Consider the following 21899-nt stretch of genomic DNA (forward strand, 5'->3'; position numbering starts at 1 on the left):
ACTCGTAAAAGATATTTCGCCCTGCTTATTCTTGTAGTAACCAATCGGCTATATCGTGAATTTCGATTCCTTCATAACTATATTGGGGATGTTTGGTTCTGGCAATAATCATTTTCGGATAAGCATCTCGAATCTGAAGCAGAGGAGAGTATTCTCTCTCAAATGTTTCCTGCCCGGAAATGTTGTCGCTGACCTGAATATAAATCTTCTCGCTGCCTCTCTGAGCAATAAAGTCGATTTCCTTTTGATAGAGCTTGCCGACATAAACATCATATCCACGGCGAAGAAGCTCGATGCAAACGATGTTTTCATATACTCTGCCATAATCCATATTTCTGCTTCCCAGTATTGCATATCGAATACCGCTGTCACACAAATAGAACTTTTCAGAGCTTTCAAGGTATTTCTTACCTCGGATGTCGTATCTCTTAATATCATAAAATACAAAAGCATTGCACAAATACTTAATGTACTTGCCGACGGTTACATGATTGGTTGGAGTCTCATTTGCTGTCAGCAGCTGACTGACCTTGTTAGGAGAAGTCAGATTGCTGATATTGTCCATCAAGAACTCGCTCAGACGCTGCAAAACCAAAGTGTCCGGCAGAGCATATTTCTGTACTAAGTCCCGTGTAACAATGGTTTCGTAGACTTCTTTTATATAGTTTGTTCTGTCTTTTTCGGTTTTATAAGCATAGGAACCTGCTAAACCGCCCTTGATAGCGTACTCATCAAAGAGCTTATCTTTGTCACTGATATCATCATAAAATTGGCAATATTCCCGGAAGCTGAAAGGAAACACATGAATTTCAATATAGCGTCCGGTAAACAGAGTTGCCAGATCCGCACTCAACAGAAAAGCATTAGAGCCTGTTACATAGATGTCGTATTTTCCCTTAGAGTACAGGCTGTTGATTGCCAGCTCAAACTTGGAACACATCTGAACCTCGTCTACAAACAGGTAGTTCGTTTTGCCTTCCTGATAATGTTCTTCCACATAGGCGTGTAAGGCATGGTATTCCTTGATTTCTTCATACACTAAATCCATGAAGTCAATGAAGATAATATTGATGTTTTCAAAGTTGCTTTTCAGATACGCAATATACGCCTGCATCAGTTTGGACTTACCAGATCGACGAATACCCGTGATGATCTTGATGTCAGGAGTGCCATTCAGTTCAATGATTCTATCGAGATATTTTGCTCTTGTGATTGTTTTCATTTAGTCACCCACTTTCAAAAAATGAAGTTTTTTTATTTTTCGAAACTGCTTCGTTGTACTTAGTATACTGTCTGCTAATAGTATATGCAAGATGTCACTTTCAAAAACACAAATTTTTTAATTTTTTGAAAGTGGAAACTATGTAACGGCAACCCGATTCTTTACTTAATTTCAGAAAAAATGCAGAGCTTTTTGAAGAAGCATTTTATGAGAAAAAGAATCTGGATCCACAGATGCATGTACAGCAGGAAAATAATAATACTGTTGCCAATGGTAATATCAAGGCATTCCCCGGAGGAACGCTAAAAAAGGTACCGCATAATTATCGGATCTGACGATTATGCGGTACTTTTATTTTGCAGGAAAAGCTATCTTATAAGTACTGACTGAACTCTATTTTTTCTTTATTGGGTCCCTCAATTGTAAAAAACTTTACACCATTCTCCCAAAATGGAAGAAAATGGATCTCATCATTGGTCGTATTCATCTGCATTTTTTCAATATACTGATAAATCTCTTTTATATCTTTTACATTAATTGCTACATGATCGATTGCCCCACTTTCCATGCGGGCAGCTTTGTTTTCATAAGTCTCGATCACAAGTGTCTCCTGTTTTAAAAATGCCACTTTTTCATTCGCCTCTTCATTGACGGTCCGAAGTGCAATTTCAAATCCAAGCTTTTGATAAAATTCAATTGTCTTCTCAATATCATTCGTTGGAATTCCAATATGCTGTATTCCGGTTGTATATGTTTTTAAATTCATTTTATTGTCCCATCCTTTCCCTGACTTCCATCAGTGTCGGCATTGCCGGTATCGCACCTTTCTTTTCCACACACAGGCTTGCAACCGCATTTCCAAACCGTACATATTCTTTCAATTCATTCAATGTAAATTCTTCCGGTTTTTTTCCTGATTTACTGATACGGTACAAAAATCCTCCCCAAAAAGAATCTCCGGCCCCGTTCGTATCTGCCACTTTGCTTACAAATCCTGGAATCTGTAGGCCTCCCTCTTTACAATAGAGGTAAGCTCCTTTACTTCCCAGAGTTACCACAACGATCTTAACTCCTTTTTCAAATAAAAGCTTTGCCGCCTCTTCTGGCTTTTCCTTTCCTGTAAGAAGTTCTGTCTCCTCATCTGAAATTTTCATCAGATCCACATATGGAATCAGACTCCGCATTTGTTCCTTTGCTGTTTTTTTATCTTTCCATAAAGAAGCTCTGTAGTTTGGGTCATAGGATATAATACTTCCTTTTTCCTTTGCCCGTCGGATTGCATAATGAGTCGTATTTCTTGCCGGCTGCTCCGTCAGGGAAAGAGAGCCTACATGGAATAGGGTTGTCTTGTCTAAAATATCAACATTTATCTCTTCTTTCTCAATTTTGGTATCTGCTCCCGGTTTTCTCGCAAAAGAGAAAGAACGCTCTCCATTTTCTGCCACGCTTACAAAAGCAAGTGTGGTGAAATAATTTTCGTCCAAAAGCATTCCTTTTGTATCAACTTTTTCTTTTTCTAATACAGATTTCAGAAATTCTCCGTGCATATCTTTTCCGGCCTTTCCTATAAAGGCTGTATGTGCACCAAGTTTTTCTGCAGCAACTGCAACATTTGCCGGAGCTCCTCCTGGATTCTGAGCAAACAATGTCTGTCCCGTATCGCTGACTCCCTGCCACGTAAAGTCAATCAATATCTCACCGAAAGTCGTAATATCATATAGAGATCTTTTTGCTGCATCATAAGTATCTGCCAAAAGACCATTTTCTAATAGTTTTTCCAAAATATTACTGCACTCTATCTCTTCATCCGTATGAATATGCAGCTCCCCGACTTCAAATTCCGGCATACTCAAAACTCCCAGCATTGACTTTGCATTCACTACATACCTGCCGCTGCAAAGTTCTGCATCATATGGTATTTTTTCTACTATGCTTACCAGTTTTCTGGCATTATTCATTGTGCCCAATATTACTTTTGCGATCATCTTTTACCCTCCTAAGCAAATATGCTAATAACCATCGCACAGATCAGACCTGTAAATCCTATGATTGTCTCCATCATTGTCCATGATTTTAAAGTCGTTTTTTCATCAATTTCAAGCAGTGAACTTACCAGCCAGAATCCTGAATCATTCACATGACTGAATGCAGTTGCCCCTCCGGTGATGGCACAAACCATCGCAGCCAGATAAAGAGGTGAAAGACCGGCAACTGCTGGCATAGATGCCATAATTCCGGCTGCCATTGTCATCGCAACCACAGCAGCTCCTACAGATGCTCTGACCAAGGCTGCAATTAGAAATGCTACCAAAATTAATGGAAGACCACTTTTTTCAAGTGCTGGCCCGATGATATCACCCATTCCGCAATCCTGAAGTACCCAACGGATAATACCTCCACCTGTGATTACCAATAATATCTGTCCGGTAGGGCGCAGAGAGCGATCCAAAATTTTCTTTAACTGCTCCCCATTATATCCCTGCTTTTTTCCAAGAAAATACATTGCACAAAGAACTGCTATAATTAATGCTACAAAAGGAGTACCCACAAACTCAAGTACCGGACGGATTCCATTTAATGCCAAAATATACTCAGAAAGTGTACTAAACAGAATCAAAACCAGTGGAACAAGAATAATGGCGATCACAGTTGAAAATTTCGGAAGATTTGCCTCCTCTTCTTCCCTTACCTCTGAAACTGCCGATGGAAGGCCGGTATGTATCTTATTTCCGATAACCTTTGACCACAGGATCCCTGCAAAGATCAAAGAAAGGATACCTGTTGGTACACCAACTGCAATCATAATTCCAAGATCTACCCCCAGCATATTTGCAACCAATACGGAACCGGCTGACGGCGGAATAAATGCAAATCCGGTCGCAAGTCCTGCCAAAAGAGGAATCACATAGTACAGTGTCGATTTTCTTGTTTTTTTTGCCAGACCGAATGCCAGTGGGATAAGAATGACAACTCCTGCTTCAAAAAAAACTGTCGTTCCGACAACAAGTCCCGTGATTCCAAGTGCAATTCCGGCTTTCTTCTCTCCACATTTATTTACCAGTGTCTGAGCTACACACTGTGCACCTCCCGATACCTCTAATATTCCTCCAAATAAAGATCCCAGACCGATTAATAATACAATTCCTTGAAGGGTCTCTCCAGCTCCTTTTTCTACTGTATTAACTAAAGTCGGAACCGGCATTCCAGCTCCGAGCCCGATTACTAATGCAGAGATCAGCAGGGACAATACTGGATGAAATTTAAATTTAATAATTAACAGCAATAATAAGACAATCCCCGCTGCCGCCGCAACCAGCAGTCTTGTCGGATCTGCTGCAAATACTGCTTCTGTCATTTTTATTTTCCTCCTGCCCGGAATGCTGGTATTTCGAGTATTCCGGCTTACCAGCATCCCGCTATCCTCTTAATTAGCAAACGTACTTATGGATCGTTGTTTTTACAGCTCCTGATCCCGCAATCATCTCACGGAACATTTCTTCAATTTTCTCACCAATTCCATCCTTATAAAGATCTGTAAAGAAAATACGCTCATTGGATAAGATTGGTTTTAACTGATCTGTAAATGTTTCCGGTTTTCCTACAACAATATCACCAAGCTGCTCCTGAAGTTCCTCATTCATTGGATCTGGAGCAAGTTCATATTTCTTTCCTTCATCATCTACCGCCAGCATATATCTAAGCCATCCTGCAATTCCGAGTGGGATGGCAGTAAGCTTTGACGCATCTCCATATTTTGCAACATATGCTTTTACTGTCTCTCCAAAACGGATACCAACCATCTGTGATACATCAACTGCAAGACGAAGGTTTGTATCTCCAAGATACTCATTCGGGAAACGATCATGAAACAACTCATCTACAAATTCCTGCGGTGAAAGGATTCCAGGATCTGCAACTACCGGAAGGCCTTCATCATAAGCAACCATACGAGCCATCTTCATCATATCTTCATTTGTATTGAGCATATGTGCGAACAGATCATATCCAAGCACAACGCCCAAAGGACCTGTTGCTGAGTGAACCGGATTGAGACATACTGTTACTTTCATTCTCTCTGAAAGATTAACGGTATTTCTGTCTGCCAAATAAACTCCAAATCCCTTTTCCAAAGCCGGACGGCCATTCGGGAAACTGTCTTCAATTACAAGATACTGTGGTTTCTCTGCATTAACAAACGGTGCAATATAAGTCTGCTTGCTTGTGATCACCGGCTGCATGTCCTCTACTCCAAGTGCTTCCAGGTCAGCTGCAATCTGCTCACTCGGTCGTGGAGTAATCTTGTCGATCATTGTCCACGGGAATGCTATAACATTCTCATCGCTGATATAATCAATAAAATCTGTATCTACAAAACCAGCCTTTCTCCATTCTTCTGCCATCATCAGTACAGACTCCCGAAGCTTTGCACCATTCTGCGAACAGTTATCCATCGATACCAGTGCCAGTGGGTATTTTCCTGCTTTATATCTTTCAAGAAGCATCGCTACAAGCACTGCCATCGCTCCTGTTACCTGCTCTGGTCCGTTCTTGATGTCGTTCTCTACAAACGGGAACCAGCTTCCGTCTGCTTTCTGAAGTGCATATCCTTTTTCTGTAATTGTAAAGGAAACTAACTGCAAGGATTTACTTGCAAAAATCTTTTTTAACCGGTTCCACTGCTTTGGATCTGCTGACTGTGCCTTTACAGCCTCTGCCAGTGAACCAAGAACTTTATACTCGCGTGTTCCGTCTCCATGAAGGATCACACTAAGTCCCAAATTATCATATGGATCGTAAATCTTATCAACTACATCATAGTCAAAGGTCTCTACACATGTGATTGCTCTGTCAAGAACCCCTTCTTCCAAAAGACCATCTGCAATGCCACCAATAAAAATACGGAAAATATTTCCTATTCCAAAATGTACCCACTTTGGTTCTTCTTTTGCTTTTTGTGAAACCTTTTCCACATCATATCCCGGAAGTGTAATTCCCGCTTTATTCCATAATTCACAATCCTTAATTCCTTCCAATGTTAACTTCATTTCTTTTCCTCCTTGTTCTACTTTTTAATTATGCTTTTGACTTACATTTATCTCTAAGTTGTAAGTTAAGTATATATCTGTTGATACCAATTTTCTATTGACAAAAAATACAATTTTATTTTATTATTTTTGTCTATTTTAAACAAACAATGATCCGGATTCTTGTTTTACAAATCTATCTATATTAAAATAAGCTTAAATCTTATGCGTATGATTCATCCATAAGTGAAGGAGGAAAAATGAAAGAAAAAGGGATGACCACGATTAATTTAAAAAAATTTAACCGTAATAAAGTTTACCAATATATTTATCAGCAAAAAGAAACTTCCAAGCTGCAGATTGTCCGGGATCTGCAAATGGGACTTTCTACTGTCAGTCAGAATTTGAATGAATTAGAACAGGATGGCCTGATCTGCCGAAACGGATATTTTGAATCTACCGGGGGACGAAAGGCCCAGATTATAAGAATTGTTGAAGATTTCCGCATATCACTTGGACTTGGAATTTTGAAAGATATGTTTCATATTGTAGCAGTAAATTTATATGGCGAAGTCATGGCGACAGAAACCATTGAACTTCCTTATGTGAATAGTGATACTTATTATACATCACTCGCAGAAAATGTAGAGACATTTATTCTGAATCGTCAATATGAACCCGAAAAAATTGAAGGTATCTCCATCGCTACCCAGGGAATTATTTCCCCGGATGGAACAGCCGTAATCTATGGAGACATCATGGGGAACACGCAGATGAAGCTTTCTGATTTTTCTTCCAGACTGCCGTACTCCTGTCACCTGGAACATGATTCCAAATCAGCTGCAGATTTAGAGCTTTGGAATCATCCCCAGTTCGACAGTGCATTAATTTTTCTTCTGAATCCCAACCTTGGCGGTGCAATTATCACCAACCATAAGGTTCATCAGGGAAAACATATGCACAGTGGGCTTTTTGAGCATATTTGTATTGACCCGAATGGACCTGATTGTTACTGTGGTCATCGCGGATGTCTTGAGACTTACTGCTCAGCTAACGCTTTGAAAGCGGCTGCCGGGATGCCAATTAAAGACTTTTTCAAGATTCTGCACACTACGCAGACTCCTACGCTTCTTCGAATTTGGAGAGATTATTTGGATCACCTTGCTTTTGCAATCCGTAATCTGAACCTTGTGATCGACAGTCCGGTAATCATAAGCGGATACCTTGCACCTTATTTTCGTAATGCCGATATGCAATATCTGTTAGAAAAAATTAATGAACAATCTCTTTTCCATATGGAAGAGGATCAGCTTCTGGTTGGTAATCACGGACAATACACTCCGGCAATTGGAGCTGCACTCTATTATCTGAAAGAATTTTTATCCCCTGTAATTTCATAAAAGAAAAAGAAAATTATTTTAAGATACCAGGGTCAAAAGGTCTAAGCCCACATGAGCTTGCTCATAGGTGGGTGTCAGACCTTTTGACCCTGGTATCTAAAAATTAATATATCCCTGCAGCCAGATCACGCCCTTAAACCTTCTTCCGATCTCAGGTTGTCCCATGACCTCGTCAGCCGGCACACAAACGTCAAATTGCAGTTCATTCACACTCAGCTTCATCTGATACAGTCGGACACCTGTAGCACCGTTTATACGCTCTCTGACGGCAAGTATCTCACCCATAATGGAATAAATATCACATTCGGCCCCATAAGGCATAAAATAAGTATCTACGATTGTAAAAACATCTTCATTTTTCAACCTTTTTGACATTTTTGAATACATATCCATATCATTCAGAGTCAGAGTCTCGATTGCCGTCTGATCTCCGTTCCGTGCTGCATTCATCAATTCCCGACGATTATCAGATGCCGCCTTTTCCCATTGTATCTGCTGTTCATTTTTTACGACCGGAAGTAAAATCATTCCCGATAATGCCAGCCCTGAGAATGTAACAGAAGTCTGCACTCCTTCCACAAATCCGGCTTTTCTTTCCCTCATGTATTCAATTCCGTTTTGAATTGTGAAGATCAGGCTGATACCTACTTTTGCATCTTCGCATAAGCCAACATACTGTTCTTTTTCAATCTTACGTTCTACTGTAATATCAGCATAGGTGGTAATACCACTTCCTGTGAAATATGGAAAATAGTACGCTCTTTCAAACTTCTCATCTTCCGTCAGTTCCCCACAGACTGAGATACCGATTCCCTGTCCGTATTCTTTTTGAAATTCGCAGAAATCCTCCCCCTGCCTGTAAGATACTACTGTCTGATGCGTAAAATTTTCTTCTGTTTCAGATAATAATTTTTTTAAATCTTTTCTTGTATGAATATTATTAAATCCTATCGCTTTTAAATATTGATGCATTGTCTATTTCTTTCTTTTCTGGATTATCCACACGGTTTCATTTATAAACGTGAATAATTCACAGCAAATCCCGGTTTACTGTGAATTATTCTCCTATTGTAATTTTTATGATGCCAGGGTCAAAAGGTCTAAGCCCACATGAGCTTGCTCATAGGTGGGTGAAAGACCTTAGGCCCCGCCCCGATATGAGCATAAAAGTGGGATGATAATCCCACGATATGCGAATATTGGGTAGGATTGTGGGAGTGCGTAGCACGGAGCAATCCGTAGGCATCAAAGTCGGGGGCTTTTGCCCCCGACTTCATTTTTATTCTTTTATAAAAGTTCTCTGATTATTTTATCGTACCCTATACTTCAGTACTTTAATAATCGTAATTATTTCTTTGGTGTAATTTCTTTATTCCCACCCATATATGGCTGAAGAACCTCAGGAATCTTTACAGATCCGTCTGCCTGAAGGTTATTCTCAAGGAATGCGATCAACATTCTCGGTGGAGCAACAACTGTATTATTCAATGTATGTGCAAAGTAGCTGCCTTTTTCACCTTTAATACGGATACCAAGTCTTCTTGCCTGAGCGTCTCCAAGGTTGGAGCAACTTCCTACCTCGAAATATTTTTTCTGTCTTGGTGACCATGCCTCTACATCTACTGATTTTACTTTCAGATCAGCCAGGTCTCCTGAACAACATTCCAGAGTACGAACCGGAATATCCATGGAACGGAAAAGATCTACTGTATTTTTCCACAGCTTGTCATACCACTCTTTACTGTCTTCTGGCTCGCAGACAACAATCATTTCCTGCTTCTCAAACTGATGGATTCTGTATACCCCACGTTCCTCAATTCCATGAGCACCTTTTTCTTTTCTGAAGCATGGAGAATAGCTTGTCAGAGTCTGTGGCAGCTCTGTCTTATCTAAGGTTGTACCAATAAATTTACCGATCATAGAATGCTCACTTGTACCGATAAGATAAAGGTCTTCACCTTCGATCTTATACATCATTGCGTCCATTTCAGCAAAGCTCATAACGCCTGTTACAACATTGCTTCTGATCATAAACGGCGGAACACAATAAGTAAATCCTCTGTTGATCATGAAATCTCTTGCATAAGCGATTACTGCTGAATGCAGTCTTGCAATATCTCCCATCAGATAGTAGAATCCATTTCCTGCCACTCTTCTTGCAGCATCAAGGTCAATTCCGTTAAAAGATTCCATAATCTCTGTATGATACGGGATTTCAAAATCAGGAACAACCGGCTCTCCAAATCTCTCTACCTCAACATTTTCACTATCATCTTTTCCGATCGGTACAGAAGGATCAATAATATTTGGAATGATCATCATATTCTTTTTGATCTTTTCTTCTACCTCTTTTTCTTCTTCAGAAAGATCATTGATTCTTCCGTTACTCTCTGCTACTTTCTTTTTCAGTGCTTCTGCTTCTTCAAGCTTCTTCTGAGCCATCATTGCACCAATCTCTTTGGAGGCTTTATTTTTCTCTGCACGAAGTGCCTCTACTTCCTGCTTGATTTCTCTGTTTCTTTTATCCAGTTCGATCACTTCATCTACCAGAGGAAGTTTTTCATCCTGAAACTTATTCTTAATATTCTGTTTTACAACATCCGGATTGCTTCTTAAAAATTTAATATCTAACATAATTCTTTCCTTCCATTCCCTTTACTTAATTTTTAGAACTTTTTATATCATATTCTTCCTGATAGATTGCTTTTTCCAAACAATCTCTTTCTTCCTCAGAAAGCTCAATATAACTTTCACCTTTTATCACTTCTTTGATATAAGTATAACATCCTTCTCTGCTATGCATTGCATTAAGAATCCATCCTGTATTATTTTCATCCAACATAGTCAATGCAAAACTGAGATCTCCTCCCATCTCATGAAATGCGTCATACTTTACAATACCAACTTTCTGATAATGTCCTTCCATCTTTTTATAGATTTTATCAATTTCTTCTCGATTTTCTTCTGCAAGCTTTTCAATTTTTTTCAGCTTTTCAAACCGGCGAAAGATTGATTTTTCCAGACTCTTTCCATTTTTCCCCTTCATAAATACATTATAGCTGTTCTGTAAGCGATTATATTTATCATAAACCAGACATAGTAATACGATAATTGCCACTTGCAGCACAAATAGAATAACAAACAGGTAGAACGGATCTATCCCGAGACTCCCTAGTATTCCGCCCATTATTTATACATCTCCTTTTACTTATTCTCCCCTTGGTATTGTCATGAGCAGATCATAAATACGCTCAAGTTCTTCCTCTGAATAATATTCTATCTCGATTTTTCCTTTTCCATTCGCTTTTTGGTTCACACTAACTTTTGTTCCCATAATATTCTTTATCTGCTCTTCTATATTTTCATATATGAACGTATGTTCTGGCTTTTCTTTTTTAACTTCCTTTTTAGGATTCTTAAGTGCTTTTACCAACTTTTCAGTCTCTCTTACACTTAATTTTTCATCAAAAATCTTATTTGCCAGTATGAACTGCTGTTCTTCATCATCTATTGCAAGTAACGCTCTTGCATGTCCTGTACTGATCATATCATCTATGATCATTTGCTGGACTCTTGGACTCAGTTTCAGCAGACGCATCGAGTTAGTAACTGCTGTTCTGCTCTTTGATACCCGTTCTGCAACTTCATCCTGCTTTAACTGAAATTCCTGAAGAAGTCTTTTAAATGCCATAGCCTCTTCAATAGGGTTCAGGTTCTCTCTTTGAATATTTTCTATCAGAGAAATTTCAACAATTTCCTGGTCTGTATAGTCTTTTACAATAATCGGAACTTCTTTGATTCCTGCAAGTTTTGCAGCACGCCATCTTCTTTCCCCGGCAATAATTTCATAATAATTTTTCTTTTTTTGCACAAGAAGTGGCTGTAAAATACCGAATTGCCTGATAGAATCTGCAAGTTCCATAAGTGCATCTTCATCAAAATCTTTTCTGGGCTGATCCCGGTTCGGTTCAACCTCATTGATCCTTACCATGATTTCTCCCGATTTTGGTGAATCATTCTCCTTTTCCTGCTTCTTTTCAACTTTTGAATCAGAAATGTCATTTTTTTTATTAGGTATAAGACTATCAAGTCCCTTACCTAATCCACTTTTCTTCCCCGGCATATTTATTCTTCTCCTTTATTGATCACTTCTTCTGCTAATAACAGATAGCTCTCTGTTCCCTTTGATTTTGGGTCATAGAGATTGATTGGCATTCCATAACTTGGTGCCTCGGCTAATCTTACATTTCGCGGAATGATCGTCTTATAGATATTCTGATTCAAATTATCCTTTACATTTTCAACAACCTGCAAAGATAAATTTGTTCTTGCATCATACATAGTAAATACAACACCCTCAATCTCCAGTTCTGGATTCAGGCGTTCCTGCACAAGTTCAATCGTATGAATAAGCTGGCTTAATCCCTCCAATGCGTAATACTCACATTGAATTGGAACAAGGACCGAATCAGATGTTGTCATTGCATTAATGGTCAACATACTAAGTGCCGGAGGACAATCAATAATGATAAAGTCATATTTTTCTTTTACTTTGTTGACTTCATCCCTGAGAATGTATTCTTTATTGTCCACACCTATCAATTCAATCTCTGCGGCCGAAAGATCTATATTTGATGGAAGAACATCGAGATTTTCAATTACTTCTTCATATATACACTCTTCTATTCCTATATTTCCAATTATCAGATCGTATACTGTTTTCTCGACTTCATTTTTATCGACTCCAAGACCACTGGACATATTCCCCTGTGGATCCATATCAATTGCCAATACTTTTTTTCCAAGACTAGCTAATGATGCCGATAAGTTAATTGCCGTTGTCGTCTTCCCTACACCGCCTTTTTGATTAGCGATTGCTATAATTCTTCCCATCTTCGTACTCCTTTCTTTCGGACACTTCATTATTATATCATCTTTCTTTTCATTATTCCATAACATCATCTATTAAAAATCAAAAAAATGTTTCACGTGAAACATTCTTTATTAACTTTTTATGATTTACGACTAACGTTTCACGTGAAACATTCTTTATGTCTTTATTTGTTTTACAAAATGTAGTATAATTATGTCAGATGATGCTCACCATTTTACAGGCAAAATTATCATTTTTGCATCATTAAATTTATAAAGGCAGGTGACTATTTTGAGTTTAAAGAAAAATCTTACATTTTTTACTGCACTGACCGGGACAGTAATTGGTACGATGCATGTAGTGAACAGAATCTTTCAATACATTTCTACCGCGGATAATATGCTTTCAGATGATAAATACGATTACTATAATTGGAGATTTGGAAAAATTACTTACAAGAAGACCGGATCAGGATCACCCGTTCTCCTGATTCATGATTTAAATGTATGTTCTTCTTCCTACGAATTTGAAAAAGTCTGTTCCAAATTATCAAAGACAAATACTGTATATTCGATAGATCTGCTGGGATGTGGTCGTTCAGATCGTCCTGCATTTACTTATACTAATTTTCTTTATGTAGAGCTGATTACTAACTTTATCAAGCATATTATTGGAGAAAAAACAGATGTAATTGTATCCGGTGAATCGTGTCCATTTGTATTGATGGCATGTGCTAATGATGATTCTATTATTAATAAGGTAGTGATGATTAATCCTCCGAATCTTGTAAAAATGGCCAAAATACCTACTAAAGCAAGTAAATTATTTAAAAAGCTTATTTTTACACCGGTTATTGGTACATTTATCTACAACTTGAATGTAAATAAGAAGACAATCCTTCAGAAATTTATCTTTTCTTATTATTATGCTCAAAATGATATTAAAGAAAGGGATATTCTGACTTATTTTGAATCATCCCATAAAGACCATACGCATTCCAAATATCTTTATGCTTGTCAAAAGTCACGATATTTAAATGCAAATATTGTTCACTGCCTTTCCAGACTGACGAACAGTATTTATATTATAGTTGGAAATTCTAACCCGGAAAATATTCTTGCAGCTAATGAATATCAGAATTATCTTCCTTCTATTGAAATTAAGGGAATCGCAAAGACAAAACAGATGCCACATATGGAAAAACCTGAAGAGTTCTTTAGCGATGTAAAGATTTTCTTATCTGATGCTCAATAATTAAATTGATGCCAGGGTCAAAAGGTCTGAAACCACGTGTGCTTGCACACTGGTGGTAGAATGACCTTGAGACCCTGGCATCTTAAATTTAATACGCTCAATACTTAATGAGATATGTAATTTTAAGCGATTTTCAAATGAGTTTTCCACAAAAAGTAAAAAGTTATCCACATTATCCACATAAGATATCAACATCATGTGAATATCTTATGTGGATAATGTGGATAACTTTCTTGGTGTTTTACTTTTTTAAAGGTTCTTTTGATGGCAAACCTGCTTTTCTTGGATATTTTCCGGCTGTATTCTTAACTTTTTTGATTTTCACAAGCGATCTTCCCATGTCTGTACCGGGTAACTGGAATTTATCCACATCTGTTATCTTTCCTCCCAGTACTTTTACTGCAAATTCTGCATCTCTTATCTCTTCATCAGAATCCCCACTTTTATAGGAAATAAACTCTCCTTCTACTTTTACAAACGGAAGACAATATTCACTCAATGTCGCAAGATTTGCCACTGCTCTCGATACACACAGATCAAAACATTCTCTGTATTCCTTTTTCTTTGCAAAATCTTCTGCTCTTCCATGAATTGTACGGATTTTTTCCAATCCCAACGTACGAATCACTTCATCAAGAAATTTAATTCTTTTATTTAATGAATCCAATAATACAACTTCCAGCTCCGGATACACTATTTTAAGTGGTATTCCCGGAAATCCGGCTCCTGTTCCTATATCGATCACCGACTGAACCTGATGCATATCCTTCACTCTCGCGATTGAAAGACTGTCTGTAAAATGCTTTAAGTTTACTTCTTCATACTCCGTAATTCCTGTAAGATTCATTACTTTATTCCATTCTACAAGAAGTTCATAATATTGATCGAACTGTTCTTTCTGATGTTCATTCAACTCTATTCCAAGATTTGCAAGCTCTTCAGTAAATTTTTCACCGCTTCTGCTCTCTCTCTGTTCTTTCTCCACTGTCACCCTCCTATATTCTTTTTGCTGCTTTACATTTTGGGGTATAATATATAGTATATAATATATTGCATGCTATATATCATATCTTAATCGACCCATCTGGTGCCTGAAGCTGCTTTGCAGCGATCATGATCGTCATTCGCCGCTCGCACTGAAAAAGCTGTGCTTTCTCCTGCTCGCTAACCCCCATTCTATCCTGTATATATAATATAAATCTATTTTTTATTTACTTCCAAGATATACAAGAAGGACTGAGATATCTGCCGGTGATACTCCGGAAATCCTCGATGCCTGACCAATAGAAGCCGGACGGATCTGATTCAGTTTCTGCTTAGCCTCCAGCCTGAGACTCTGAATTGAATCATAATCAATATTTTCCGGTATCCGCTTATTCTCAAGTTTCTTAAACTGCTCTACCTGACGCATCTGACGCTTAATATAGCCGTCATATTTTATATTGATATCGACCTGTTCCTTCACATCATATGGAAGCTCCGGCCGTGCATTGTCCACCGGAGCCAGTTTTTCATAGGATAATTCCGGTCTGCGGATCAGCTCTGCCAGTGTGGTTCCTGATGTAAGCGGCGTACTTCCGTATGCCTCCAATAACTTCTGCACTGCTTCTGAAGTACCTAAATTTACATGATTAACACGCTCTATTTCCTTTGCGATCAGTTCTTCCTTTTTCAGCAGGCGTGCGTATCTTTCATCATCAATCAATCCAACCTCATGCCCGATTGCCGAGAGTCTGATATCTGCATTATCCTGCCTTAAAAGCAGCCTGTATTCTGCTCTTGAGGTCATCATACGATACGGTTCGTGGCTCTCTTTTGTCACCAGATCATCGATCAGGACACCGATATATCCCTGGGAACGGTCAATCACGATTCCTTCTTTTCCCTGCAATTTTCTTGCAGCATTAATTCCTGCGATCAGCCCCTGTGCAGCCGCCTCTTCATAACCGGAACTTCCATTAAACTGTCCACCGCTAAAGAGTCCTTCGATTGCTTTAAATTCCAGGGTACTCTTTAACTGCCGGGCATCAATGCAGTCGTATTCGATTGCATATGCATTTCTTATAATCTTTGCATGTTCCAGTCCCGGAACACTCCGATACATCTCATACTGAACATCCTCAGGCAGTGAGCTGGACATTCCACCCACATACATCTCCGTGGTCTCATTTCCCTCCGGTTCAATGAACACCTGATGTCTGTTCTTATCCGGGAACTTAACGACTTTATCTTCAATAGACGGACAGTATCTCGGACCTGTTCCCTCAATCGCCCCTGAAAAGAGCGGTGAACGGTTCAAATTGCTTCTGATGATCTCATGCGTCCTTTCATTTGTATAGGTCAGCCAGCAGGAAGCCTGGTCAATCTGAACACTCTCCGGGTCTGTCGTAAAGGAAAACGGCACAACCCGTTCATCCCCCTTCTGCTCTTCCATTTTTGTAAAATCAATGGAAGTTTTATCAATCCGGGCAGGTGTTCCCGTCTTAAACCGATACATTCTGATCCCCAGTGCTTTCAGACTGTCAGTCAGGTAATTTGCACTTTGCAGCCCGTTAGGCCCTGTATGCGTGCTTATTTCGCCGTAAATGCAGCGAGCCTTCAAATATGTGCCTGTGCATAATACGACCGCTCTACAGCGGTATATCGCCCCTGAATAGGTCTGTACACCGGTAATCTTCCCGTCTTCTGTCAGAAGTTCTGTTACTTCCATCTGCCGGATATCCAGATTCTCCTGCTTCTGCAGTACCTGACGCATGGTTCTGCTGTAATTTGCTTTATCAGCCTGAGCTCTGAGCGAATGAACTGCCGGTCCTTTGGAGCTGTTCAGCATCTTTGACTGGATAAATGTACGGTCAATGACCTTTCCCATTTCCCCGCCAAGTGCATCCAGTTCTCTTACAAGATGACCTTTGGAACTTCCACCGATATTTGGATTACACGGCATCAGTGCAATACTGTCTACACTTACCGTAAACATCACTGTCTTAAAACCAAGCCTTGCCGTTGCCAGTGCCGCCTCACATCCTGCATGCCCTGCACCGACTACAGCCACATCATATTCATCTTTATTTTCCCATACAGAATTTGCTGAATATTTCATTTACTAAATCTTCTCCCATTGATTCTCCCGTAATATTTCCAAGTTCTTCATAAGCATCCATCAGATCGATCGAATAAAAATCCTCCGGCATACCGTTTTCGATACTTTCTATTACTTTTTTCATACTTTCCAGTGCATTCACCAATGCATTTTTCTGTCTCGCATTGGTAATATAAATTTCCTCATTAAAGGAAATATTTCCACGCAGGAACATTTCCTTTAATGTATCCTGAAATGTCTGGATTCCCTGCTCTTCTTTTGCGGAAATCTGGATCACCGGAATATTTTCTGATACTTGATACCTCTGACCTTCTGATTTTTCTGTCTGCTCTGCTTCTTTTTTCAGATTAGAAATTTTTTCACGGATGAGGTTTTCATCAACCACCGTCTCCAGGTCTGATTTATTCAAAAGTATAATTGCTTTCTTATCATAAATCAATTCCATGATTTTTTCATCATTTTCATCCAGTTTTTTTGATGCATCCACCACATAAATAATCAGATCGGCTTTCTGAGCATATTCTTTTGCTTTATCTACACCCATTTTTTCTACTAAATCCTCAGTCTGACGGATTCCCGCAGTATCGATCACATTCAGATTCAGTCCCTGCAGTCTGATCTGTTCCTCCAGGACATCCCTGGTTGTTCCTGCAATATCAGTTACGATCGCCCGCTCATGCCCTGCAAGCAGGTTTAAAAGAGAAGACTTCCCGGCATTCGGTTTTCCCACAATTACAGTCTGAATCCCCTCTTTCATGATTCTTCCATCATCCGCAGAGTCAATCAGTTTCTGTAATTTTTCAATGATCTCTTCTGACACGCCTTTCAATATTTCTCCATATCCATCCACACTGATATGTTCCGGGTCATCCAGTGCCGTTTCGATAAATGCAGTATGATACAGAATCTTACTCCGCAGTTCATTAATGGCTGATTTCACACTGCCTTTCAACTGACTGACAGAACTCTGCAGGGCATATTCATTTTCAGAATTGATCAGGTCGATCACCGCCTCTGCCTGTGACAGATCCATTTTCCCGTTCAGGAAAGCTCGTTTAGTAAATTCTCCCGGTTCTGCCGCTCTTGCACCGTATTTCAAAACCGTTTCCAACACCCTGCTCACTACATACGTTCCACCGTGACAATTAATTTCTACTGTATCCTCTCCGGTAAATGTCCGTGGTCCATGCATGACCATCATAAGGACTTCATCCACCGTCTCTTCTCCGTCTGCAATATGTCCATAATGAATTGTATGGCTCGGCACTTCTGTTATCTTTTCTTTTCCCCTGTATACTTTATCTGCTATTTCCAGAGCCTCGTTTCCGCTCAGTCTGACGATTCCAATTCCTGAATTGGTCATCCCGGTGGAAATAGCTGCGATCGTATCCTTTTTCATATTCACACTGCCTTTCTAAAGCTGAAAAAAGGACGTTTCACAACCTCACGAAAGTATCCGTGAAGCGTAAACGTCCTTTCGCTTCAAATGATTATCTCTTTAATGTTATAACAACTTTTCTGTAAGGCTCTTCTCCTTCACTGTGCGTTGTTACATAAGGATCTGACTGAAGTGCTGAGTGAATGATCCTTCTTTCATACGGATTCATTGGCTCAAGTGCAACCGGTCTTCTGTTCCTTTTTACTTTATGTGCAATGTTCTTTGCAAGATGCTTCAACGTCTCTTCTCTTCTTGCCCGATAATTTTCTGTATCAAGCTTTACTCTTACATAACCATCCTGATGCTTGTTCGCAACACGGTTTGCAAGATACTGAAGAGAATCCAGCGTCTGACCTCTCTTACCGATCAGGATTCCCATATGCTCACCACGCAGGTCTGCACAAAGTGCTCCATCTTCATCGATAGAAATTTCGATCTCAACTTCCATATTCATTGCCTTCATTGTATCTGCAAGGAAAGTCTTTACTGCTTCAACTGTCTGTGGCTGAACCTCTGCAAGTTCTCTTGCTTTCTTCGGCTCTTCTGCAGGCCTCTCTTCCTGCTTCTCAACCACAGGAGCCTCTTCTTTTACTTCTGCTTTTACCGGCTCTGCAATTTCTTCTGCTTTTTCTTCCCTGATTTCTTCAACCGGTGCAAACGGTTCTTCCTCAACAACTTCTGGTTCTGATTCAGGCTTTCTTCTTGCCTCGATCACTGCCTGCTTCATACCGATTCCAAGGAATCCGGAACTTCCCTTTTCAATTACTTCATATTCCAGTCTGTCGCTTGTTACGCCTAACTGAATCATTGCCTCTGTAATAGCGTCATCTACTGTCTTAGCTGATACTCTGATACTACCATTCATCTCGATTCCTTCCTTTCTCATACTCAGATACTTTTACCGATCTGATCAGGACAGACAACTCTTTATCTTTATTTTTTCTTTTTCTTTTTAGAATCCTTTTCCGCACTTTCCACCTTTGGTTCTGCGGTCTCAAGTCCCTGATTATATCTGCTTACAAGATTTGCCTTTGAAGTAAGGCTGCCCGGCTTTGCTTTCTGAGCCCTTGCCTGAGCCTCCTGAATCTTTGAATCTCTTTCGGATTCACTGATCCCTGACTGTCCTTTTGTCACTTTTCCGGCATTTCTTGTACTTGTTGTAGCCATCTTATTGATCTCTTTTGCCGGAGCCCCATGCTTCTCTCTCTTCTTCTGAGCTTTTTTCTGATTCTCTGCGATCATTTCATCCAGAGACTTTGTGCTAAGGTACTTATTGATTGCAAGCTGCTGTATGCATCTTACAATTGCACTTGCTGCCCAGTAAAGACCAAGACCTGCCGGAAGTGTGAATCCCATTACGACTGAGATCAGCGGCATCGTATATGTCATGGCATTCATAGAACCTGCCATCGGGTTGTCCTTATCTGCCGAAGCTGCATTTGGCTGAAGCTTCACACTGATAAACTGAGTCAGACCTGCAAGAACAGGAATCAGTACTGCAAGGATCACTCCGACGATAGAACCGTTATGAAGTGCTGTTGTCAACTGAGTGAGTGGCTGCTCACCGATATTGATTCCAAGGAAACTGTTCAGGTGAGTTACCTGGTTCATCGTCTGATGAGCAAGATCCGAAATACTCGGGATCTTATCTAACAGCTTATCCCATGTGGAATCCTGAAATTTATAAAGTACATTTACAATTGTATCTACCTGAGAATAATCATTTGTCTTTGCACTCATGAGAACCGGGCTTGCTTCTCCGATCTTCTCCATGATCTTCTGGAATCCATCTGTATTCATGATGGCTTCTGTTACAGGCATATAGACATTCTTCACACCCTTAACGTAGGTCGGAATGTCTCTGATTACAGGATACAAAGCAAAAAGAATCGGCATCTGGATCAACATTGGAAGACATCCGCCGCTCATGGAAGTTCCGTACTTCTCATAAACCATATTGATTTCTTCCTGCTGCTTCATCATTGAAGCCTGATCTTTCTTTCCTTCGTATTTCTTCTGGATCTTTTTGATCTCAGGCTGCATTACAGCCGACATTTTTGAAAATTTCTGTTGTTTGATTGTAAGTGGGATCATCAGAGTATAAACGATGATCGTGAAAATGATGATACATACACCAATGTTCTCAATTCCGATCGCACTCAGAACATTAAAGATCCCATTCATTACCTGACCCAGCAGCCAGGCAATCTGCTTGATAATAGGCCAGTCTCCATAGCCTGAAGCTAAAAGTCCATAAACTTCCATTACTTATCCTCCTTAAGGTACCGGATCATATCCGCCTTTTGAAAAAGGATTGCAGCGCAGGACTCTCCATATTGCCAGCACACCGCCCTTTAAAGCACCGTATTTTTCGATTGCTTCAAGTGCGTACTGAGAACAAGTTGGATAATATTTACACGTATTATATCTTTTCATTTTGGATAAATACTTTCTGTAAAAGCGAATCATCCATAAAAGGATGCGTTTCATATGCGCCACTTCCCTTTCAATGATCGTTTCAGATATAGATGTGATGAAGCTTTCCAAGATGGATCAGTGCATTCTCAATCTCATGGTAAGACTTTTCCTTCGCACTTGTTCTCGCAATGACTACAATGTCATATCCACACTGGAAATGTTCTTCCGATAACCGGTAGCTTTCTCTGATCAGCCGCGTAAGATGATGTCTGACCACACTGTTCCCTACCTTTTTACTGACTGATATACCGACTCGGTTCTTATTTTGTTCATTGGGGATAATATACATTACAAGACATTTATTTGCATAGGACTTTCCATTCTTATAGACATACTGAAAATCCCTGTTTTTCTTTAAAGATTCGGAAAATTTCATCAATACCCTCTTCACTGCTTTTCATGCATTTAAGCTTTTTTAAATAGAAGAAAAGGCCACATATATGCGGCCTATGCTGATAACTGCTTTCTTCCTTTTGCTCTTCTAGCTGCCAGAACTTTTCTTCCGCCTGCTGTACTCATTCTTGCTCTGAATCCGTGAACTTTAGATCTTGATCTCTTTTTTGGCTGAAATGTCATTTTCATTTTCTTACACCTCCCTTTACCTGATATACCTTATATAATAAAGTATTCACAATATTAACTCTTCTACTGTCTCCATTCGAGAAGACATCGCTCTAAATTATAATTGGAAAATGCCCTAAAGTCAAGCATTCTGTTGCAATTTTCACCTGTAAACTTTTAAATTTTTTTGATTTTTAATTTTCCCACATAAACGTGGATAAAATTAAAAATCCCGCAAAGCCTTATTTTATCGGCATTACAATAGTTTCTCCACACATTTATCCCACCCTTATCCATGAGTTATCCACAAAGTTATCAACATATGTGGATAACTTGTGGAAAAACCGTGTATAACAACTAAATATTGTGTAGAAAACTATAAAATAATGTCGGAAAACCTTGTATTTCCTCAATTTTTGCGGTGTGGAAACTGTTTATAAAGTTATACACATTGATTTTTCATTGCTTATGAAGCTTTTTTGATGTAAAATGTAGTGGAGAGAGTCTACCCAAATTTCTCTCTATTATATTGATTAGGAGTTACTTTCG

The 21899-nt window shown here is 39.4% G+C and carries 20 protein-coding genes; 2 read left to right on the plus strand and 18 right to left on the minus strand.

Annotated elements, in window-relative coordinates; genetic code table 11:
- Positions 1-25 precede the first annotated feature (25 nt).
- The 5 genes from NQ541_RS12795 to NQ541_RS12815 form a co-directional block, all read right to left on the minus strand.
- Positions 26-1222: an ATP-binding protein gene (locus NQ541_RS12795; protein WP_005608421.1), complete on the minus strand. Its 1197-nt coding sequence runs from the start codon at positions 1220-1222 to the stop codon at positions 26-28.
- A 373-nt stretch (positions 1223-1595) separates the two neighbouring features.
- Complete coding sequence (locus tag NQ541_RS12800; protein ID WP_005608422.1) at positions 1596-1988, minus strand: VOC family protein; 393 nt, start codon at positions 1986-1988, stop codon at positions 1596-1598.
- 1 nt (position 1989) lies between these two features.
- Positions 1990-2976 (minus strand): carbohydrate kinase family protein, encoded by a 987-nt coding sequence (locus NQ541_RS12805; RefSeq protein ID WP_226968641.1) that lies wholly within the window; start codon positions 2974-2976, stop codon positions 1990-1992.
- 242 nt (positions 2977-3218) lie between these two features.
- Complete coding sequence (locus NQ541_RS12810) at positions 3219-4577, minus strand: GntP family permease (protein ID WP_044939789.1); 1359 nt, start codon at positions 4575-4577, stop codon at positions 3219-3221.
- A gap of 73 nt (positions 4578-4650) precedes the next feature.
- On the minus strand, positions 4651-6267 hold the full coding sequence (locus NQ541_RS12815; RefSeq protein WP_005608428.1) for a mannitol dehydrogenase family protein: 1617 nt from the start codon (positions 6265-6267) through the stop codon (positions 4651-4653).
- Between the two features lie 239 nt (positions 6268-6506).
- Here NQ541_RS12815 and NQ541_RS12820 point away from each other — a divergent pair, with 239 nt between their 5' ends.
- Positions 6507-7646 (plus strand): ROK family protein, encoded by a 1140-nt coding sequence (locus NQ541_RS12820; protein ID WP_005608430.1) that lies wholly within the window; start codon positions 6507-6509, stop codon positions 7644-7646.
- A gap of 96 nt (positions 7647-7742) precedes the next feature.
- Here NQ541_RS12820 and NQ541_RS12825 read toward each other — a convergent pair whose 3' ends face one another.
- From NQ541_RS12825 to NQ541_RS12845, 5 genes are all read right to left on the minus strand, one after another.
- Positions 7743-8618, minus strand: a complete 876-nt coding sequence (locus NQ541_RS12825; protein WP_005608432.1) for a DUF3881 family protein — start codon at positions 8616-8618, stop codon at positions 7743-7745.
- A gap of 375 nt (positions 8619-8993) precedes the next feature.
- Positions 8994-10280, minus strand: a complete 1287-nt coding sequence (serS, locus tag NQ541_RS12830) for a serine--tRNA ligase (RefSeq protein ID WP_005608436.1) — start codon at positions 10278-10280, stop codon at positions 8994-8996.
- Positions 10281-10305: 25 nt separating this feature from the next.
- Positions 10306-10833, minus strand: coding sequence for a DUF4446 family protein (locus tag NQ541_RS12835; RefSeq protein ID WP_005608438.1), 528 nt, complete (start codon positions 10831-10833; stop codon positions 10306-10308).
- 21 nt (positions 10834-10854) lie between these two features.
- Entirely contained in the window at positions 10855-11769 is a 915-nt protein-coding gene (locus tag NQ541_RS12840; RefSeq protein ID WP_005608440.1) for a ParB/RepB/Spo0J family partition protein, read from the minus strand.
- Positions 11770-11771: 2 nt separating this feature from the next.
- Complete coding sequence (locus NQ541_RS12845; protein WP_023921333.1) at positions 11772-12539, minus strand: ParA family protein; 768 nt, start codon at positions 12537-12539, stop codon at positions 11772-11774.
- A gap of 271 nt (positions 12540-12810) precedes the next feature.
- Between NQ541_RS12845 and NQ541_RS12850 the strand changes: the two genes are divergently transcribed.
- On the plus strand, positions 12811-13773 hold the full coding sequence (locus NQ541_RS12850) for an alpha/beta fold hydrolase (RefSeq protein ID WP_023921335.1): 963 nt from the start codon (positions 12811-12813) through the stop codon (positions 13771-13773).
- Between the two features lie 241 nt (positions 13774-14014).
- On the opposite strand, the gene rsmG is transcribed toward NQ541_RS12850, so the two are convergent.
- The 8 genes from rsmG to rpmH form a co-directional block, all read right to left on the minus strand.
- Positions 14015-14758, minus strand: a complete 744-nt coding sequence (gene rsmG, locus NQ541_RS12855) for a 16S rRNA (guanine(527)-N(7))-methyltransferase RsmG (RefSeq protein ID WP_005608446.1) — start codon at positions 14756-14758, stop codon at positions 14015-14017.
- Between the two features lie 222 nt (positions 14759-14980).
- A complete protein-coding gene (gene mnmG, locus NQ541_RS12860; protein WP_005608447.1) occupies positions 14981-16873 on the minus strand; it encodes a tRNA uridine-5-carboxymethylaminomethyl(34) synthesis enzyme MnmG in 1893 nt (630 codons plus the stop codon).
- Positions 16839-18272: a tRNA uridine-5-carboxymethylaminomethyl(34) synthesis GTPase MnmE gene (gene mnmE, locus NQ541_RS12865; RefSeq protein WP_005608449.1), complete on the minus strand. Its 1434-nt coding sequence runs from the start codon at positions 18270-18272 to the stop codon at positions 16839-16841. Before mnmE ends, mnmG begins: the two co-directional genes overlap by 35 nt.
- 91 nt (positions 18273-18363) lie before the next feature.
- Entirely contained in the window at positions 18364-19176 is an 813-nt protein-coding gene (gene jag / locus NQ541_RS12870) for an RNA-binding cell elongation regulator Jag/EloR (protein ID WP_044939819.1), read from the minus strand.
- A gap of 68 nt (positions 19177-19244) precedes the next feature.
- Positions 19245-20576 carry a YidC/Oxa1 family membrane protein insertase gene (locus NQ541_RS12875; RefSeq protein ID WP_005608452.1) on the minus strand — a complete coding sequence of 444 codons (1332 nt, stop codon included), beginning with the start codon at positions 20574-20576 and terminating at the stop codon, positions 19245-19247.
- Between the two features lie 12 nt (positions 20577-20588).
- A complete protein-coding gene (gene yidD / locus NQ541_RS12880; RefSeq protein ID WP_005608453.1) occupies positions 20589-20801 on the minus strand; it encodes a membrane protein insertion efficiency factor YidD in 213 nt (70 codons plus the stop codon).
- A 28-nt stretch (positions 20802-20829) separates the two neighbouring features.
- Entirely contained in the window at positions 20830-21165 is a 336-nt protein-coding gene (rnpA, locus tag NQ541_RS12885; RefSeq protein WP_005608456.1) for a ribonuclease P protein component, read from the minus strand.
- A gap of 71 nt (positions 21166-21236) precedes the next feature.
- Entirely contained in the window at positions 21237-21371 is a 135-nt protein-coding gene (gene rpmH, locus NQ541_RS12890) for a 50S ribosomal protein L34 (RefSeq protein ID WP_004613283.1), read from the minus strand.
- Between the last annotated feature and the right edge of the window lie 528 nt (positions 21372-21899).

Origin of the sequence: [Ruminococcus] lactaris ATCC 29176 (assembly GCF_025152405.1) — a bacterium.
Lineage (GTDB): Bacteria > Bacillota > Clostridia > Lachnospirales > Lachnospiraceae > Mediterraneibacter > Mediterraneibacter lactaris.

Excerpts from the sequence above, each read along its gene's own strand:
- NQ541_RS12795 (WP_005608421.1), bottom strand. The coding sequence starts at position 1,222 with ATGAAAACAATCACAAGAGCAAAATATCTCGATAGAATCATTGAACTG.
- NQ541_RS12800 (WP_005608422.1), bottom strand. The coding sequence starts at position 1,988 with ATGAATTTAAAAACATATACAACCGGAATACAGCATATTGGAATTCCA.
- NQ541_RS12810 (WP_044939789.1), bottom strand. The coding sequence starts at position 4,577 with ATGACAGAAGCAGTATTTGCAGCAGATCCGACAAGACTGCTGGTTGCG.
- NQ541_RS12815 (WP_005608428.1), bottom strand. The coding sequence starts at position 6,267 with ATGAAGTTAACATTGGAAGGAATTAAGGATTGTGAATTATGGAATAAA.
- NQ541_RS12820 (WP_005608430.1), top strand. The coding sequence starts at position 6,507 with ATGAAAGAAAAAGGGATGACCACGATTAATTTAAAAAAATTTAACCGT.
- NQ541_RS12825 (WP_005608432.1), bottom strand. The coding sequence starts at position 8,618 with ATGCATCAATATTTAAAAGCGATAGGATTTAATAATATTCATACAAGA.
- serS (WP_005608436.1), bottom strand. The coding sequence starts at position 10,280 with ATGTTAGATATTAAATTTTTAAGAAGCAATCCGGATGTTGTAAAACAG.
- NQ541_RS12835 (WP_005608438.1), bottom strand. The coding sequence starts at position 10,833 with ATGGGCGGAATACTAGGGAGTCTCGGGATAGATCCGTTCTACCTGTTT.
- NQ541_RS12840 (WP_005608440.1), bottom strand. The coding sequence starts at position 11,769 with ATGCCGGGGAAGAAAAGTGGATTAGGTAAGGGACTTGATAGTCTTATA.
- NQ541_RS12845 (WP_023921333.1), bottom strand. The coding sequence starts at position 12,539 with ATGGGAAGAATTATAGCAATCGCTAATCAAAAAGGCGGTGTAGGGAAG.
- mnmG (WP_005608447.1), bottom strand. The coding sequence starts at position 16,873 with ATGAAATATTCAGCAAATTCTGTATGGGAAAATAAAGATGAATATGAT.
- mnmE (WP_005608449.1), bottom strand. The coding sequence starts at position 18,272 with ATGAAAAAGGATACGATCGCAGCTATTTCCACCGGGATGACCAATTCA.
- jag (WP_044939819.1), bottom strand. The coding sequence starts at position 19,176 with ATGAATGGTAGTATCAGAGTATCAGCTAAGACAGTAGATGACGCTATT.
- NQ541_RS12875 (WP_005608452.1), bottom strand. The coding sequence starts at position 20,576 with ATGGAAGTTTATGGACTTTTAGCTTCAGGCTATGGAGACTGGCCTATT.
- yidD (WP_005608453.1), bottom strand. The coding sequence starts at position 20,801 with ATGAAACGCATCCTTTTATGGATGATTCGCTTTTACAGAAAGTATTTA.
- rnpA (WP_005608456.1), bottom strand. The coding sequence starts at position 21,165 with ATGAAATTTTCCGAATCTTTAAAGAAAAACAGGGATTTTCAGTATGTC.
- rpmH (WP_004613283.1), bottom strand. The coding sequence starts at position 21,371 with ATGAAAATGACATTTCAGCCAAAAAAGAGATCAAGATCTAAAGTTCAC.